Source organism: Rhizobium sp. P2_G2, from assembly GCF_056403555.1.
On the sequence record NZ_JBFUFF010000082.1, the window covers coordinates 16,125 to 30,887 of the forward strand.

The 14,763-nt window shown below is 61.9% G+C and carries 16 protein-coding genes; 10 read left to right on the forward strand and 6 right to left on the reverse strand.

Going from position 1 to position 14,763, the window contains the following annotated elements; all coding sequences use genetic code 11:
* The first annotated feature begins 324 nt into the window (after positions 1-324).
* Complete coding sequence (locus tag AC1D06_RS32840; protein WP_477990052.1) at positions 325-1,677, forward strand: MFS transporter; 1,353 nt, start codon at positions 325-327, stop codon at positions 1,675-1,677.
* Positions 1,678-1,704: 27 nt separating this feature from the next.
* Here AC1D06_RS32840 and AC1D06_RS32845 read toward each other — a convergent pair whose 3' ends face one another.
* The 3 genes from AC1D06_RS32845 to AC1D06_RS32855 all read right to left on the reverse strand — a co-directional run bounded on the left by AC1D06_RS32845 (position 1,705) and on the right by AC1D06_RS32855 (position 3,979).
* On the reverse strand, positions 1,705-2,664 hold the full coding sequence (locus AC1D06_RS32845; RefSeq protein ID WP_477990053.1) for a S1C family serine protease: 960 nt from the start codon (positions 2,662-2,664) through the stop codon (positions 1,705-1,707).
* Between the two features lie 114 nt (positions 2,665-2,778).
* A complete protein-coding gene (locus AC1D06_RS32850; RefSeq protein ID WP_477990054.1) occupies positions 2,779-3,354 on the reverse strand; it encodes a histidine phosphatase family protein in 576 nt (191 codons plus the stop codon).
* A 103-nt stretch (positions 3,355-3,457) separates the two neighbouring features.
* A complete protein-coding gene (locus tag AC1D06_RS32855; protein ID WP_477990055.1) occupies positions 3,458-3,979 on the reverse strand; it encodes a hypothetical protein in 522 nt (173 codons plus the stop codon).
* Between AC1D06_RS32855 and AC1D06_RS32860 the strand changes: the two genes are divergently transcribed.
* From AC1D06_RS32860 to msrA, 3 genes are all read left to right on the forward strand, one after another.
* A complete protein-coding gene (locus AC1D06_RS32860) occupies positions 3,972-4,274 on the forward strand; it encodes a hypothetical protein (RefSeq protein WP_477990056.1) in 303 nt (100 codons plus the stop codon). The two genes, AC1D06_RS32855 and AC1D06_RS32860, sit on opposite strands and share 8 nt — an antisense overlap.
* Positions 4,275-4,436: 162 nt before the next feature.
* Positions 4,437-4,886 (forward strand): peptide-methionine (R)-S-oxide reductase MsrB, encoded by a 450-nt coding sequence (gene msrB, locus AC1D06_RS32865; protein ID WP_477990057.1) that lies wholly within the window; start codon positions 4,437-4,439, stop codon positions 4,884-4,886.
* Positions 4,883-5,395, forward strand: coding sequence for a peptide-methionine (S)-S-oxide reductase MsrA (gene msrA, locus AC1D06_RS32870; protein WP_477990058.1), 513 nt, complete (start codon positions 4,883-4,885; stop codon positions 5,393-5,395). The genes msrB and msrA overlap by 4 nt, the downstream gene beginning before the upstream one ends.
* 48 nt (positions 5,396-5,443) lie before the next feature.
* Here msrA and AC1D06_RS32875 read toward each other — a convergent pair whose 3' ends face one another.
* Complete coding sequence (locus AC1D06_RS32875) at positions 5,444-7,090, reverse strand: Na/Pi cotransporter family protein (RefSeq protein ID WP_477990059.1); 1,647 nt, start codon at positions 7,088-7,090, stop codon at positions 5,444-5,446.
* A gap of 220 nt (positions 7,091-7,310) precedes the next feature.
* On the opposite strand from AC1D06_RS32875, the gene AC1D06_RS32880 reads away from it, so the two are divergent.
* Complete coding sequence (locus AC1D06_RS32880; protein ID WP_477990060.1) at positions 7,311-7,691, forward strand: GFA family protein; 381 nt, start codon at positions 7,311-7,313, stop codon at positions 7,689-7,691.
* 145 nt (positions 7,692-7,836) lie between these two features.
* On the forward strand, positions 7,837-8,847 hold the full coding sequence (gene gnd / locus AC1D06_RS32885) for a phosphogluconate dehydrogenase (NAD(+)-dependent, decarboxylating) (RefSeq protein WP_477990061.1): 1,011 nt from the start codon (positions 7,837-7,839) through the stop codon (positions 8,845-8,847).
* 8 nt (positions 8,848-8,855) lie between these two features.
* Here the strand turns inward: gnd and AC1D06_RS32890 are convergent, their stop codons facing one another.
* The gene (locus AC1D06_RS32890) at positions 8,856-9,590 is read right to left on the reverse strand and encodes a 2OG-Fe(II) oxygenase (protein ID WP_477990062.1); all 735 of its coding nucleotides are present in this window, start codon (positions 9,588-9,590) and stop codon (positions 8,856-8,858) included.
* Positions 9,591-9,712: 122 nt separating this feature from the next.
* On the opposite strand from AC1D06_RS32890, the gene AC1D06_RS32895 reads away from it, so the two are divergent.
* The 3 genes from AC1D06_RS32895 (at position 9,713) to fabF (ending at position 12,508) form a co-directional block, all read left to right on the forward strand.
* Positions 9,713-10,345, forward strand: coding sequence for an alpha/beta hydrolase family protein (locus AC1D06_RS32895; protein ID WP_477990063.1), 633 nt, complete (start codon positions 9,713-9,715; stop codon positions 10,343-10,345).
* Between the two features lie 378 nt (positions 10,346-10,723).
* The gene (locus AC1D06_RS32900) at positions 10,724-11,230 is read left to right on the forward strand and encodes a winged helix-turn-helix transcriptional regulator (RefSeq protein ID WP_477990066.1); all 507 of its coding nucleotides are present in this window, start codon (positions 10,724-10,726) and stop codon (positions 11,228-11,230) included.
* Between the two features lie 12 nt (positions 11,231-11,242).
* On the forward strand, positions 11,243-12,508 hold the full coding sequence (gene fabF, locus AC1D06_RS32905; RefSeq protein WP_477990064.1) for a beta-ketoacyl-ACP synthase II: 1,266 nt from the start codon (positions 11,243-11,245) through the stop codon (positions 12,506-12,508).
* A gap of 259 nt (positions 12,509-12,767) precedes the next feature.
* Here fabF and AC1D06_RS32910 read toward each other — a convergent pair whose 3' ends face one another.
* Complete coding sequence (locus AC1D06_RS32910) at positions 12,768-13,451, reverse strand: DNA-3-methyladenine glycosylase I (protein WP_477990065.1); 684 nt, start codon at positions 13,449-13,451, stop codon at positions 12,768-12,770.
* A 230-nt stretch (positions 13,452-13,681) separates the two neighbouring features.
* On the opposite strand from AC1D06_RS32910, the gene AC1D06_RS32915 reads away from it, so the two are divergent.
* A complete protein-coding gene (locus AC1D06_RS32915) occupies positions 13,682-14,761 on the forward strand; it encodes a toxic anion resistance protein (RefSeq protein ID WP_477877810.1) in 1,080 nt (359 codons plus the stop codon).
* Positions 14,762-14,763: the final 2 nt, after the last annotated feature.

Here is a 14,763-nt window from a genome sequence, read left to right on the forward strand (position 1 = left end):
ACTGACTGATTTAGTGAAATGAGGCGTGTTGTCGCGGCGCAGCAAAGATGCCGCAATGCGACATAATGTACTTTTCGAACTAGCGGCAAAACCCGGATACGGGTATGCAGGTTTTTGCATATGAGGCATGCGTGAGCGGCGGCACTATAGCAGACGCCGCGGAAGGTGCCATGGCATCACGAAAGTTTTGCAACCAAGATCAATTATTGTCTGGCTTCCAAGCGGATAGCGAACTTTTTGTCCCAGTAGCTCTTGATATCCGCGCCAACTGCGCCAAGATCGGTTCTGAGGCGCTTTGTCACAGAAGCGTAGGAGGAAGAGCAGATGAATGCAGCAGCCAAATTGGGACCATCGTCGGTCACGCTCGAACGTGATGCCCGACATATGTATGACGGAAAGCCGGTTTCGCCGGGCAGTATCGCCATCGGCGTGATCATCGGACGCATGTCCGAATTCTTCGATTTCTTCGTCTACGGTCTCGCCTCGGTTCTGGTGTTCCCGCAAGTTTTCTTCCCCTTCGCCCCGGACCGATTGACGGGAACCCTCTATTCCTTCGCCATTTTTGCACTGGCCTTCTGCGCACGACCCGTCGGTTCCGTGGTCTTCCAGACCATCGACCGTTATTACGGCCGCGGCGCCAAGCTGACGATCGCATTGTTCCTGCTCGGCGGCTCGACGGCGTCGATCGCCTTCCTGCCGGGCTATGAGACGCTCGGTCACTGGTCGATCTGGCTTCTGGCACTGTTCCGGCTCGGCCAGGGCTTTGCGCTGGGTGGCGCCTGGGACGGCCTAGCCTCGCTTCTGGCGTTGAACGCACCGACGAATCGTCGCGGCTGGTATGCGATGATTCCGCAGCTCGGTGCGCCGATCGGCTTCGCGCTGGCCAGCATCCTGTTCGGCTATTTTGTCGCCAATCTTTCCAGCCAGGATTTCCTCGAATGGGGCTGGCGCTATCCGTTCTTCGTCGCTTTTGCCATCAACGTCGTGGCGCTCTTTGCCCGTCTGCGCCTTGTGGCGACCGGCGAATTCGGCGATGCGTTGGAGCAAAGCGAGCTGCAGCCGCAGCCGATTCCCCACGTCATCCGCTATTACGGACGTGACATCCTGATCGGCGCTTTCGTGCCGCTGGCGAGCTTTGCCATGTTCCACCTGGTCACCATCTTCCCGCTCACCTGGATGAGCCTGTTCGGCACGCAGTCGATCGGCGAGTTCATGGTGGTGCAGGTGATCGGCGCAGTGGTCGGCATCTGTGCAATCGTCGTCTCCGGCCTGCTGTCGGACACGATCGGCCGGCGCAATCATCTCGCCATCTGTGCGGTGCTGATCGCCATCTTCTCGTTCATCGGCCCGATGCTGATCGCATCGGGAGACCGCGGCCAGGATGCCTATGTCATCATCGGCTTCGGCATTCTCGGCCTGTCCTTCGGCCAGGCAACCGGCGCCGTGTCCTTCCGCTTCAACCGCGCCTATCGTTATACCGGCGCGGCCCTGACCTCGGATATTGCCTGGCTGGTCGGCGCAGGCTTCGCGCCACTGGTGGCACTGACGCTGTCCAGCCATTTCGGCCTGCACTATGTCGGTTACTATCTGCTGTCGGGCGCGGTCTGCACCCTGATCGCCCTCTACTTCAACCGCATGGTCGAAGTGACGGACGCACCGGTGCCGAAGAGCGAGTAATCAAGACAGAAAGGCAATGCGCGGCAATCAGCCGCGCGTTGCCGGAAGCACGCGCCTCATCTCTATCGCATTGGCCAGTGTCAACACCGTGAACTCGGTCGCCTGGCCGATACGTTCTCCCCCCAGGAGACGCACCATGTCATCGACGCCGTGTACCGTCTGGCCCTCAATGGCAAGAATCAGATCACCTTCCTGCAATCCCGCCTGGTCAGCCGGCCCGTTCGGCTCGACGCGACGCAGCCTGACCGTGGTTTCGCCATCTATACCGGCGCGCACGGCAATTCGCCGCGGCAGGGAGATCGTATCCGCCGCCACGCCGATATAGGCCCGGCGGACCCGGCCCCAGCGCAGCAATTCGGAGATGACGAAATTCGCCGTGTTCGAGGCGACAGCAAAGGCGATGCCCTGGGCGCCGCGGATGACTGCCGTGTTGACGCCGATGACTTCACCCGAAGACGACACCAGCGGCCCACCGGAATTGCCGGGATTGACGGCCGCATCGGTCTGGATGACGTCGTCGATCAATCGCCCGTTCTGCGCCCGCATCGAGCGGCCGAGTGCAGAGACGACTCCCGCCGTGACTGTCCATTCGAAACCGAGCGGATTGCCGATCGCCACTGCGATCTGACCGCGAAGCAGATTCTTGGAATTGCCGAGCGGCGCCCAGGCCGGGAGGCTGGAATCGGCCCGAACCAGCGCCAGGTCGGTGTCAGGATCGCGCCCCAGCACCCTGCCCTCGCCGGCAAAACCATCCGGCATCTTCAGCCGCACGGTCTTGGCGTCCTCGACCACGTGGTTGTTGGTCACCAGCAGCCCGTCGGGCGAAATGGCAAAGCCAGAGCCCTGCCCGCCGCGGCCGCCGGGTGGCATGGTGATCTGCGTCACCGCCGGGCCGATCGCATCGACCACGGTGGTCACCGTCCTGGAATAGGAATCGAGCAGCTCGCCGTCCGGCGCCGCATGTATGTCATTATCGATGTAACCCATGAGAAATCCTTCCCGAAGAACTCGGGAGCGCGCCATCAGGCCGCGTTTCATCAACCCTGTGAAGGTGAGAGATATGGACGCGCCTCAAGCGTTTCAAGCAACGCCAATGGCGCGTCATTCGGCCAGTTGTCGAAAACTCTTGAGAGCCCACCGCCGCCCGTCCGAGGTCAATTCGGTGACGCCGAGCGGCTGTGCACTGATCTTCCAGAAACTCGCCGCGGGGGCCTCCAGCACGGCGACAAGCGCGGCCCTGGCGATCGCGGGATGGGTGATGGCAATGGTCATGCCGCCAATTGCCATTCGCCCACGCAGCCAGTCGTTTATCCGCGCGATCGCCTGCACGATTGATTCGCCGCCATGCGGCGCTGCCTCTGGCGCGGTGATCCAGGCCATCAGTCCCTCCGGATCCTCGCGCTCGATATCCGACAATTGTTTTCCCGCCCAGCGACCACAGCTGATGTCGCCGAGCGACGAATCGATGGAAAATTGAGACGCAAACACCTCGGCGGTCTGCCGTGTCCGGGTCTCCGGTGCCGAAAGCACGTGATCGGCATGCGGCAGTGCCTGGCTGATTCGCACAAAAACCTCGGAATCGGGGGCGAGCAGCCCCTCGTCGGCCGGAAATGCCGCCGTCCGCGTTGCCGCTGTTGTGCCATGGCAGATCAAAATGAGACGCGTCGAACGGGACAAACTGCTCTCCTCTTTCGAATTGTCCCATAAATGGGCCTTGGAATCGTGCAAGACTCATTTATGAACCAGAGCAAGAACTTATTCTGCTGTCAGGCCATTATTTTCACAAAGTTTTGACTTTGACGGTAATGCCATCGTGTGTGTAGCTTCGACTCGTTGGCGCGATGTCATGTTGGAGTTGCATTATGCGCCAATAATCCGCATGAGACTGGGTCAGATGTCGCCGGCTGAGCCCGGCTGCAATAGTGGACAAATGCATGACTTCCCCGCCGCGTCGGCCGATCATCTCGTTGAAATTCAAGAAGCCGGAGCTTGATGCCGGCGAGTCGAGCCCGTCTGCGCCGCCGAAACCGGCCGCGCCGCCCGCGCCCCCGCCGGCCCGGCACAAGACCGAGTTTGTCTTCAAGCCGTCGCCATCGAAGGCACCTGCCGCTCGCGATCCGTTTTTCAAAACGCCGCAGCCGTTCAGCAAGTCAGCCCCGGCGAAAGCGCCGGCCGCTGAAAAGTCCAAGCCGGCGCCTGTCGCCAAGGCTGAACCGGCCGAGGCAAAGCCGCGCTCACGAAAAGGACCGGCGATTTCGCCAGACGTTTTCAAGTCCGCGATCCGCGCCGCTGGCATGGCCATCCAGAATGTCGTTGCCGATCCCGAATGGAAGAGCGAGGAATTGCTGCACCAGTATCAGGCCGCCAAGGAACATGCGACCTCGACGCACAAGCAGCAGGCCAAGCTGGTGAGCACCGTGGCCACCCGCCGTCACAACCGCGACATCGAACATGCCGATGTCGAGAATGCCGCGATGCGCGCCGCTTATGCCGCAGCCCTCGTCGCGCTCGTCGAAGCGGCTGACAAGGGTACCGCCGAAGGCACTGACGAGGACACGGACGAAGGCGCCGACGAGACGCCCAACGCCGAGGCTTGATAGCCGCCCGACCCGCCATTACATAGGGACCGACCAATCCGCCACAGGCGGGTGCAAGCGAACGAGCGGTCGATCCCGACCCCGGCGGCCGTCCCCCGGCCTCCGATCGAGCCCAAAGGTGCGGCTCGTATAGGTCGCTTGCCTTCCAAGGAAGGAGAGCACATGCAGACATATCAGAAGACTGCCGACGCCGTGGCGAATCTGTCGTCCGAACAATATCGCGTCACCCAGCAGAGCGGAACGGAACGCCCCTGGACGGGACAATATGTCGACAACAAGGAACCCGGCATCTATGTCGACGTGGTTTCGGGTGAACCGCTGTTCGCCTCGTCGGACAAATACGAGTCCGGCTGCGGCTGGCCGAGCTTCACCAAGCCGATCGAGCCGGCAAACGTCGCAGAACTGCGCGACGTCTCGCATGGCATGATCCGCACGGAAGTGCGCTCGAAATTCGGTGACAGCCATCTCGGCCATGTCTTCCCGGATGGCCCGCGCGACCGCGGCGGCCTACGCTACTGCATCAATTCGGCCTCGCTGCGGTTCATCCATCGCGATGACATGGCGGTGGAAGGCTATGGAGATTATCTCGACCAGGTGGAGGAAGTGAAATGACTGGAGAACGCGCAGTTTTGGCCGGTGGCTGCTTCTGGGGCATGCAGGATCTGATCCGCCGCTTCCCGGGCGTGATTTCCACGCGCGTCGGCTATTCCGGCGGCGATGTGAAGAATGCCACCTATCGCAATCACGGCACACATGCAGAAGCGATCGAAATCGTCTTCGATCCCGCCAAACTCAGCTATCGGCAATTGCTGGAATTCTTCTTCCAGATCCACGACCCGAGCACGAAAAACCGCCAGGGTAACGACCTCGGTACCAGCTACCGCTCGGCGATCTTCTATGAGAACGAAGAACAGAAAGCCACCGCACTCGACACCATCGCCGATGTCGACGCGTCGGGCCTGTGGCCCGGCAAAGTGGTGACGGAAGTCTCGCCTGTGGGCGACTTCTGGGAAGCCGAGCCGGAGCACCAGGATTACCTGGAGCGCTATCCGAACGGCTATACCTGCCACTTCATCCGCCCGAACTGGCGGCTGCCGGTGCGTCAGAAGGCATCGGCCTGATCTCCGCGAAATGCTTTGCAACATGCGCCCGGACCTGTCCGGGCGCTCTTATTTTGCCTGCTTGCGCAGCCGGCTTTCCCTGAGGTCGCCACTCTCGTCGAGAATGGGATGGGCGACGGAAACGATATGGGCATTGATCCGCTTGAGATCGCGTAGCAGATCGAGATGCAACGAACTGGTCTGCAGGCTCTCGGCGCGCCCATCCCGCAATCGTTCGATATGCCTCTGAGACGATTGCTTCTCCATCATCCGGACTTCGTCCTTCACCTCCATCAGCTGGCGCGCGAGGTTGAAATCGCGTGTCACGAAGATCGTCTGCGCCAGCCGGAGATTGTCGATGGTCAGATTGAACAGCCGATCGAGCTCCTGATAACCATCAGCCGAAAAGGACAGGCCCTGATCGATCTTCTTGGCGATCTGCGGGCAAAGTCCCTTTTCGATGATGTCGCCGATATGTTCAAGATTGATCGCATAGTCGATGACGACGAAGGAGCGGCTCGCTTGTTCCTGGTTCAATTCCTGGCGGTTGAGCCGCGAGAGATAGAATTTGACCTCCGCCTGCAGCCTGTCGACCTGCCGTTCCAACCCGCCAATGTCACCCAGACGAAACCGGTTGTTCAGGGCGAATGCCTCTTTCGAGGAAAGAAGCATCTTTTCGACGGTATCTCCAACGCGCAGCACCTCGCGCGTGGCATTGGTCAGCGCCACGACCGGCGTCGCAAGCTGCTGCTGGTCGAGATATTTCGGCCCGTCATCGGCCTGCGGCTCCGCCTTGATAAGCCGCGCTGTCAGTCGGGCGACCAGCGGCGTCAGCGGCCAGGCAACGAGCGCCACCGCGATGTTGAACGCCAGATGGATATCAACCGCCCAGGTCGAAGGCGAAAGCGGCAGCAACGGCAGTCTGCCGGCAAGCAGGCCGGCAAGCGGCAAGACCACGGCACAGCCGGCAGCCCGGATGATCAGATTGCCGACGGTCACCCTGCGGGCCTCGGCCGCTGACGCCAATGTCGCGAGCACGGGCGGCACGGCCCCACCGAGATTGGCCCCCAGCACCAGCGCAATCGTCAGACCCGGCGTCAGCGCTCCCGCGGCATTGAGCGAAACGATGAGCACAACGACCGCGAGGCTCGAAGAACAGAGCACCGCCAGCACCGCCGCAAAAATCAGCGCCACCGGCCAGGCGCCGTCAAGCAGCCCGATAAAGGCGCCCAAGGCTGGCGAATGACGCAGCGGCGCGGTGGCTGCCGACAGCAATTGCAGCGATAGCAGCATCAGCGCGATACCGATCAGCGCCGCACCGCCGCCCTGCCTTGCGCTGTTCTTGCCGCGATAGAGAACGATGCCGACCAGCAGCATCAGCGGCGCGAGCCATTCTATGCCTTGTGCGACGACCCAGGCCGTGACGGCAGTGCCGACATTGGCGCCCAGCAGCACGACCTGCGCCATCCGCCCTCGGATCAGGTTACGCTCGACGAAGGACGCGGTCATCAGCGCCGTCGCGGTCGAGCTCTGCAGACCAAGCGTGGCGACAAAACCGGTGACGATCGCGCGCAGGCTGCTGCTGGTACCACTTGCCAGGCCGCTGCGCAGTTTCGCGCCGAAGGCGCGCGATACACCTTCCTTCACCTGCGCCAGTCCGAAGAGCAACAGCCCCACCGCACCAAACAGGTTAATCATGACCAGCATCGATTCCATGCCACCGCCTTCTCACGAGATGGACTCATTGTAAACGCSAAGGAATATAGGCACATCTTGGTTTATGACAGTTTGATGACGGCAATTGCGGTCGTTGACGAAAAACTGTTAGGGCCGCAACGGTCGACGCCGCCATCGACAGCCGATGTCGCCAAAGCGCCAGACATGCCCCTGTTTCCCACGGTATCAAAAAGGATCATTGCCAGCCTGGAGACTTGGTATGCGCGGAAGCTGCCTTTGCGGAAACATTGCCTATGAGATTTCCGGCCCTTTGCGGCCGGTGGTCGCCTGCCACTGTAACCAATGCCGCAAGGCCTCCGGCCACTATGTTGCGGCAACCCAGGCCCTCCAGGCCGATATCGCCATCAGCGGCGAACCGGCATGGTACAAATCCTCCGACAATGCCGAACGCGGCTTCTGCCCGACTTGCGGCAGTAATCTCTTCTGGCGCCGCTTCGGCTCTGAATACATTTCCATCCATGCGGGCGCCCTTGACGGTCCAACCGGCCTGAAGATGGAAAGCCAGCTTTATTGCGAAGATGCCGGCGATTATTACGCAGTGCCTGACCTGCCCTGCATCGATCAGTCGACGCTTGTCTGACTGCCCTCGCCGCCATCACGGAAATTTTTCTGGCCGGCTGGATTTTAACCGTCGCCATTTGCGGTAAATATCTGTTCCCGAGAGACGGCGCGACATCCGTTTGCCACAGCCGTCTGCCTCGCCACCCGAAAATGAGGGACACTCCATGCAGATCGGAATGATGGGACTAGGCCGGATGGGCGCCAACATGGTGCGCAGGCTGATGCGCGACGGCCATGATTGCGTTGTCTACGACGTCAACGCCGATGCGGTGGCAGGGCTTGGCAAGGAAGGGGCGACAGGCACCAACTCGCTCGAGGAGTTCATCGGCAAGCTCGAAAAGCCGACCTGCGTCTGGCTGATGCTGCCGGCGGCGATCACAGCGAAGATCGCCGACCAGGTCGCCACGTTGTTGAAACCCGGTGACATCATCATCGATGGCGGCAACTCGCACTATCGCGATGCCGTCGACCATGCCGCCAGGCTCAAGCCGGCCGGCATCAGCTTCATCGACGTCGGCACGTCAGGCGGTGTCTGGGGTCTCGACCGCGGCTACTGCCTGATGATCGGCGGCCCGGAAGAGGCGGTGCGTCATCTCGACCCGATTTTCGCCACGCTCGCGCCGGGCGGTGACGCCGTGGAAGCCGGCGCCAGCGAAGGCATGCGCACCGCCCATCTCGGCTATCTGCATTGCGGCCCGAGCGGCGCCGGCCATTTCGTCAAGATGGTGCATAACGGCATCGAATACGGCGTCATGGCGGCCTATGCCGAAGGCCTCAATATCCTCAACGCCGCCGATGCCGGCAATGAGAGCCGCGAGGCGGATGCCGAGACCAGCCCGCTGCAGCATCCGGAATATTACCGCTTCGACCTTGACCTGCCGGCGATCACCGAAGTCTGGCGGCATGGCAGCGTCATCGGATCCTGGCTGCTCGACCTGACTGCCTCCGCACTGAAGAAGGATCCGGAACTGGCAGCCTTCGGCGGCCATGTCTCCGATTCCGGCGAAGGCCGATGGACGCTCAATGCGGCAATCGACACCGGCGTGCCGGTGCCGGTGCTGTCATCGGCGCTGTTCCAGCGCTTCAGCTCGCGCGGCGAATCCGAATTCGCCGACAAGCTGCTGTCGGCCATGCGCTACGCCTTCGGCGGCCATCTGGAGAAGCCGAAGACCTGAGCAGATGCTCACGTCGCGTCATGAAAAATGATGCCCAGCGTGTGCCGCATGCCCCATCGCAGGCGGCTCACGCCATGCCGCAAGTTGACACGGTAGCTGCCCTTGCTACCGCGCACCGGCCGGTTATGGACGGCGAAAGCCACCGCATCGCCCTGCCGCAGAGGCACAACCTCGGCCCGGCTCTGCATGCGCGGCCGCTGCTCGGTCAGCACGAATTCACCGCCGGTGAAATCCCGGCCGGGTTCGGACAAAAGGATCGCTACCTGGATCGGAAAGACCAGCGCGCCGTAGAGGTCCTGATGCAGCGCGTTGAAATCACCCGGCCCGTATTGCAACAGAAGCGGCGTCGGTCGGACCTGCCCGGCGGAATGACACAGGGCAAGATAGTCCGCATGCGCATCGGGATAGCGCATCTCCTCGCCCATGCGTTCGTTCCAGCGATCGGCGATCGGTGCGAGCCGACCATAAAGCGAAGTTCTCAGCCCCTGCACCAGGTCCGGCAGCGGATAGCGGAAATAGCGATATTCACCGCGGCCAAAACCATGCCGGGCCATGATGATATGGCTGCGGAAATGCTCTTCCCGCGGATAGAGTTCCGCGATCGAAGCGCATTCCGCCGGCGTCAGCAGGGCCTTGATCACAGCGCAGCCGAAATCGTCCAGTTCCGTGGCAATCGCTTGCCAGTCATAGGCCGCCACACGCGTTTCGGCGTCTGCGAGCGGCTCGTGCACGATCATGTTCATCATCGATCTCCTGTTCCTTGGCGACCATTTTAGGATCGGCATGCCGGCTTGCCACCCGTTTCCTGCGGGCTTGCATGTCCGCGCATTTGCCTTGATAGGTGGGGAAACGTGGAGGAATCCGAATGGAAAACAGTTTCCTGTTTGACGGGCCAGCGGACGCAGGCGTCACGATCCTGCTCGCCCATGGCGCCGGCGCGCCGATGGATTCCGCCTCGATGACTGCGGCCGCCGACGTGCTCGCCGCCAAGGGCTTCCGCGTCGTCCGCTTCGAATTCGGCTACATGGCGGCACGACGTACCGGCCAGACCAAACCACCTCCAAAAGCGGAACTGGTCATGCCGGAATATATCGACGCGATCGATCGATTGGGTGCGAAAGGCAAACTGATCATCGGCGGCAAATCCATGGGCGGCCGCGTCGCCAGCATGGTCGCGGACACGCTCCATGCGCAAGGCAAGATCGCCGGCCTTCTCTGCCTCGGCTATCCCTTCCACCCGCCAGGCAAGCCGGAGCAGTTGCGAACGGCCCACCTTGCCACGTTGAAAACCCCTGCATTGATAGCCCAGGGAACGCGGGATCCGTTTGGCACGATTGACGAAGTGCCGGCATACACGCTCTCAGACCGGATCGAGATCTTCTGGCTTGAAGACGGCGACCACGATCTCAAGCCGCGCAAGAAAATCTCCGGCTTCTCGGCGGCAGATCATATAGCCGCCATGGCGAGCAAAGTGCGGAATTGGGCGGACGCGATATGATCAATTTGTCGCGGTTCGAAGATTCCGCCTTGTTCGTTGATAATAAGGGAATATAACGAATTCTCTTCCAGTCAATCAATGCCCTTTGATTGGCCCCTGATCCCGCCGGACGTGCTGAATGCGCTGTCCGACGGGTTTTTTCGCTCTTTCCAGAGCGCCCTCACGCCTGACCGACCGCATTCTGGCGCGCCACGCGACTGCCGTCCAGCCACTGGTCATACGCATCGGTTTTACCGGCCCAATCGCCGACAGTTGACCCACCATTTGCCGACATAGGCTCATTCGACATCAGGCCGGTAGCCCTAGCCGTCCCGCAGAAGACATCACCCGCACTATCCGACTTGCATCATGCAAGTCACCATGCTAGTCACTAGCATCATGCAACGGACTAGTTTCAAGAGCTTCAAATGCCCCGCCGCCCGCGCGCTCGACAGCGTCGGCGATTGGTGGAGCATTCTGATTCTTCGCGATGCCTTCCAGGGCCTGACGCGTTTCGACGAGTTCCAGAAGAGCCTCGGTATCGCGCCCAACATCCTGACACGCCGCCTGAAACACCTGGTCGACGAAGGCGTGTTCGAAAAACATCGCTATAGCGAGCGGCCGGTCCGTGTCGAATATCGGCTGACGGACAAGGGCCGCGATTTTTTCCCGGTGCTGATGGCGCTGTTCTCCTGGGGCAGCCGGCATGTGCCGGAAGACGACCTCGCCTTCCTGCTCGCAGATGCTGGCTCCGGCAAGGAACGCCGCACGCTGCTCGTCGACGCGGAGACCGGCGAGGAACTGAAACCGGAAAACACCAGCCTGCTGCCGGGACCGGCGGCGGACGACGAGGATCGTGAGCGCATCGCGCGCATGCGGGCCTGGTATCTCGGCATCGACGCTTGAAGGAACATTTTCATGGAACGCATCGTGGTCACGGGAATGGGTGTGGTCTCGCCGCTCGGCGTCGGCGTTGACACATCGTGGAGACGGCTGCTCGCTGGCGGTTCGGGCGTGCGGCGCCTGCCGGAGGAAGAGGTCGCCGACCTGCCGCTGAAGATCGCCGGCCGCGTGCCGGATCTGGCTGACGATCCGGAGGGCGGCTTCGACTCCGACCGCTACATCGTGCCGAAGGACCAGAAGAAGATGGATCGCTTCATCCACTTCGCCATGGCCGCCACCCAGGAAGCGCTCGACCAAGCCGGATGGCATCCGACGGATGCGGAAGACCTCGAGCGGACGGCAACGATCATCGCCTCGGGCATCGGCGGCTTCCCGGCGATCGCCGATGCGGTTCGCACCGCGGGGACGAAGGGCGTGCGCAGGCTGTCGCCTTTCACCGTTCCCTCCTTCCTTGCCAATCTTGCCGCCGGCCAGGTCAGCATCCGCCATGGTTTCAAGGGACCGCTCGGCACGCCGGTGACGGCTTGCGCGGCCAGCGTCCAGGCGATCGGAGATGCCGCGCGGCTGATCCGCTCAGGTGAAGCCGATGTCGTGGTCTGCGGCGGCGCCGAGGCCTGTATCGACCCGGTCAGCCTTGGCGGCTTTGCGGCGGCGCGGGCGCTGTCGACCGGTTTCAACGACACGCCGGAACTGGCGTCGCGCCCATTCGACACTGCCCGCGATGGCTTCGTCATGGGCGAAGGCGCCGGCATCCTGGTGATCGAGACGCTGGAACATGCCCTGGCCCGCGGCGCGGCGCCGCTGGCCGAACTCGTCGGCTACGGCACCTCTGCCGACGCCTATCACATGACCTCCGGCCCCGAAGACGGCGACGGCGCCCGCCGCGCCATGCTGACCGCGCTAAAGCAAGCCAAACTGCAGCCGGCCGAGGTGCAGCATCTCAACGCCCATTCGACCTCGACGCCGGTCGGCGACCGCGGCGAGTTGGAGGCGATCAAGAGCGTCTTCGGCCGCGACGGCTCCATTGCGGTCAGCGGCACCAAATCGGCCACCGGCCACCTGCTTGGCGCCGCCGGCGGGCTCGAAGCAGTCTTCACCATCATGGCACTGCGCGACCAGATCGCCCCGCCGACGCGCAACCTCGTCCATCCCGATCCGGTCGCGGAAGGCCTGGACCTCGTCGGCGGCAATGCCCGGCCGATGGTGATGGAACACGCCATTTCCAACGGTTTTGGTTTCGGCGGCGTCAACGCCAGTGCGCTGTTCCGGCGGTGGGGTTGAGGCTGGTCTACTTTGGAAGAAGAGCTTACCCCTCACCAAGCGCGGCCAAGCAATCGGCTACGCCTCTCGCGGCCTTGCTATCCTCTCCCACAGGGGGCGAGGAAAAACCTGTTGCGCCGTTGCAGCGAACCGCGCCGTCGTATTTGTGGCGAAGCATTGCCGCGAGTTTTCCTCGCCCCTTGCGGGAGAGGATACGAAGGCCGGGTGAACGCAGTGAACCCTTGGCCGGAGTTGGTGAGGGGTAAATGAGACCCCCACCCTACTCCGCATACTCCGCCCCTATCGACATCGCACAGGTCAGTGAAATCTGTGACATCGGCAGTCCGGATTGCCCGGCCCAAGCGTTGAATGCCTCCTGGATCGCCCGCCGCTCGCTCTTGGTGCTGCCATCCCCGGTGATCGCGCCGGCATCCTTCAAGCAGGCGATCACATCCTGCGAGAGCACGAAATTGTCCTTGCCGATGGCCCGCAGGGCATATTGACCGGTATAGCCACCCAGCCGCTCTCCGCGCTTGGTCAGGAAATCGAGCAGGCCGATCTGGTCGGTTGCCGGCCACTCGAGCAGATAACGGACAGCACTGCGATGCTCCTTCGTCAGGTCGCTGACAAAGGCGGCATTGTGGCGGATGGCGTTGACCTTGGCGCCATGGCGGATGATGCGCGTGTCGCCCAGGAGGTCATGCCAGAAATCGTCGGGCTGGATGTTGAGCAGGTTGGGATCAAAGCCGAGCAATGCCTCTTCGGTGCCCGGCCACTTGTTCTCGACCACTTTGTGGGAAATGCCAGCCGCGAAAATATGGAAGGCCATGGACGATAGCAGGCGCGCATCCGTCGGCTCAGCCTCCGGCCGCGCCAATCGCCTGGCGATGATCTCCGCAAGCCCTTCCTTGCCCTTGCGCGCCTCGGCACGCGCCTTGATCACGTCGAATGGTGTCAATTGCATCGACTTCCCCTTGCCTTGTCCGAATATCCCTCTCACGTTCAACGTTATTACGGGTGTGAGGAAAATCAAGCGGGCGACCGGCAGGCCGAAATTTCTGACTGTAATCGAACTGTCATAAACGGCTGCGATTGTCGGCCCGAGTCTGGGGCCTTGCATGCAAAAAAGCGTGCGTGGCGACATTTGGGGTGAACGTGCAGATGCCAGAGTCTGCACAGATGAGGAAACGAAGCATGGCCGAGACCGATATCGTACCGATGACAGCGTCCGCCAACCTGCCTGCGGTCACCGCCGACCCGGCCGAGGTGGCCAGGATCGCCAACACGATCAACATCTCCGACCGCGCCTCGATCTCGGTCTACGGCGACAACGCCCAGCAATCGGTCACCAGCTATGCCGACAAGATCCTCGCCGGCATCCGCAACAAGGACCTCGGCGACACCGGCAAACTGCTCACCGAAATCATCCTCAAATCCAAGAGCCTCGATCCGGCGACGCTCAAGGAACAGGGTTTTTTCAGCCGCCTGTTCTCCTCGGCCCAGGCACAGATCGAAAAATTCAAATTGCAGTTCGACGATGTCGCCAGCCAGATCGACCGTATCGGCCTGGAACTCGACCGCCACAAGGATGTGCTACGCCGTGACATCGCCATCCTCGACGACCTGCATGACGAAACCAAGGAGGCGATCCTGCGCCTCGACGCCTATGTTCAGGCAGGCAAGCAATTCGCCGAGAATTTCCGCAGCGTTGAACTCCCGAAGCTCAAAGCCACGGCCGATGCTGCGACAGGCGGCCAGAGCGGCGGCATGCTCGAAGCGCAGACCTACCAGGATGCGATGCAGGCGCTCGATCGCCTGGAAAAACGCGTCTTCTACCTGCAGCAGGCCCGTCAGCTCGGCATCCAGCAATTGCCGCAGATCCGCATCGTCCAGGCCGGAGACGAAACGCTGATCGAGAACCTGCAGGCGACCTCGACGCTGACCGTCCCCGCCTGGAAGCAGAAAATGGTGATCATGCTCGGGCTGACGCAGCAGAAATCGGCGCTGGACCTGCAGAAGACCGTCACCGACGCCACCAACACGATGATCCGCCAAGCCTCCGAGATGATGAAGGAACAGGCGATCGCGGTCGAGGAGCAGGCCCAGCGCGGCATTGTCGATATCGACACGCTCGCCAAGGCCAACCAGGACCTGATCGACACGATCGGCGGCGTGCTCAAGGTGCAAGAGGACGGCCGCAAGAAGCGTGCGCTGGCCGAACAGCAGATGGAGCAGATGACGGTGGAGCTCAAGAAGGCGCTGACCCAGGCCTGAGG

What these genes read in the sequence shown, in the direction of transcription:
- AC1D06_RS32890 (WP_477990062.1), bottom strand. Translation starts at nt 9,590, where the DNA reads ATGAACATGATCGTGCACGAGCCGCTCGCAGACGCCGAAACGCGTGTG.
- fabF (WP_477990064.1), top strand. Translation starts at nt 11,243, where the DNA reads ATGGAACGCATCGTGGTCACGGGAATGGGTGTGGTCTCGCCGCTCGGC.
- msrA (WP_477990058.1), top strand. Translation starts at nt 4,883, where the DNA reads ATGACTGGAGAACGCGCAGTTTTGGCCGGTGGCTGCTTCTGGGGCATG.
- AC1D06_RS32875 (WP_477990059.1), bottom strand. Translation starts at nt 7,090, where the DNA reads ATGGAATCGATGCTGGTCATGATTAACCTGTTTGGTGCGGTGGGGCTG.
- AC1D06_RS32910 (WP_477990065.1), bottom strand. Translation starts at nt 13,451, where the DNA reads ATGCAATTGACACCATTCGACGTGATCAAGGCGCGTGCCGAGGCGCGC.
- AC1D06_RS32895 (WP_477990063.1), top strand. Translation starts at nt 9,713, where the DNA reads ATGGAAAACAGTTTCCTGTTTGACGGGCCAGCGGACGCAGGCGTCACG.
- AC1D06_RS32915 (WP_477877810.1), top strand. Translation starts at nt 13,682, where the DNA reads ATGGCCGAGACCGATATCGTACCGATGACAGCGTCCGCCAACCTGCCT.
- gnd (WP_477990061.1), top strand. Translation starts at nt 7,837, where the DNA reads ATGCAGATCGGAATGATGGGACTAGGCCGGATGGGCGCCAACATGGTG.
- AC1D06_RS32900 (WP_477990066.1), top strand. Translation starts at nt 10,724, where the DNA reads ATGCAACGGACTAGTTTCAAGAGCTTCAAATGCCCCGCCGCCCGCGCG.
- AC1D06_RS32860 (WP_477990056.1), top strand. Translation starts at nt 3,972, where the DNA reads ATGGCCATCCAGAATGTCGTTGCCGATCCCGAATGGAAGAGCGAGGAA.
- AC1D06_RS32880 (WP_477990060.1), top strand. Translation starts at nt 7,311, where the DNA reads ATGCGCGGAAGCTGCCTTTGCGGAAACATTGCCTATGAGATTTCCGGC.
- AC1D06_RS32845 (WP_477990053.1), bottom strand. Translation starts at nt 2,664, where the DNA reads ATGGGTTACATCGATAATGACATACATGCGGCGCCGGACGGCGAGCTG.
- AC1D06_RS32855 (WP_477990055.1), bottom strand. Translation starts at nt 3,979, where the DNA reads ATGGCCATGCCAGCGGCGCGGATCGCGGACTTGAAAACGTCTGGCGAA.
- msrB (WP_477990057.1), top strand. Translation starts at nt 4,437, where the DNA reads ATGCAGACATATCAGAAGACTGCCGACGCCGTGGCGAATCTGTCGTCC.
- AC1D06_RS32840 (WP_477990052.1), top strand. Translation starts at nt 325, where the DNA reads ATGAATGCAGCAGCCAAATTGGGACCATCGTCGGTCACGCTCGAACGT.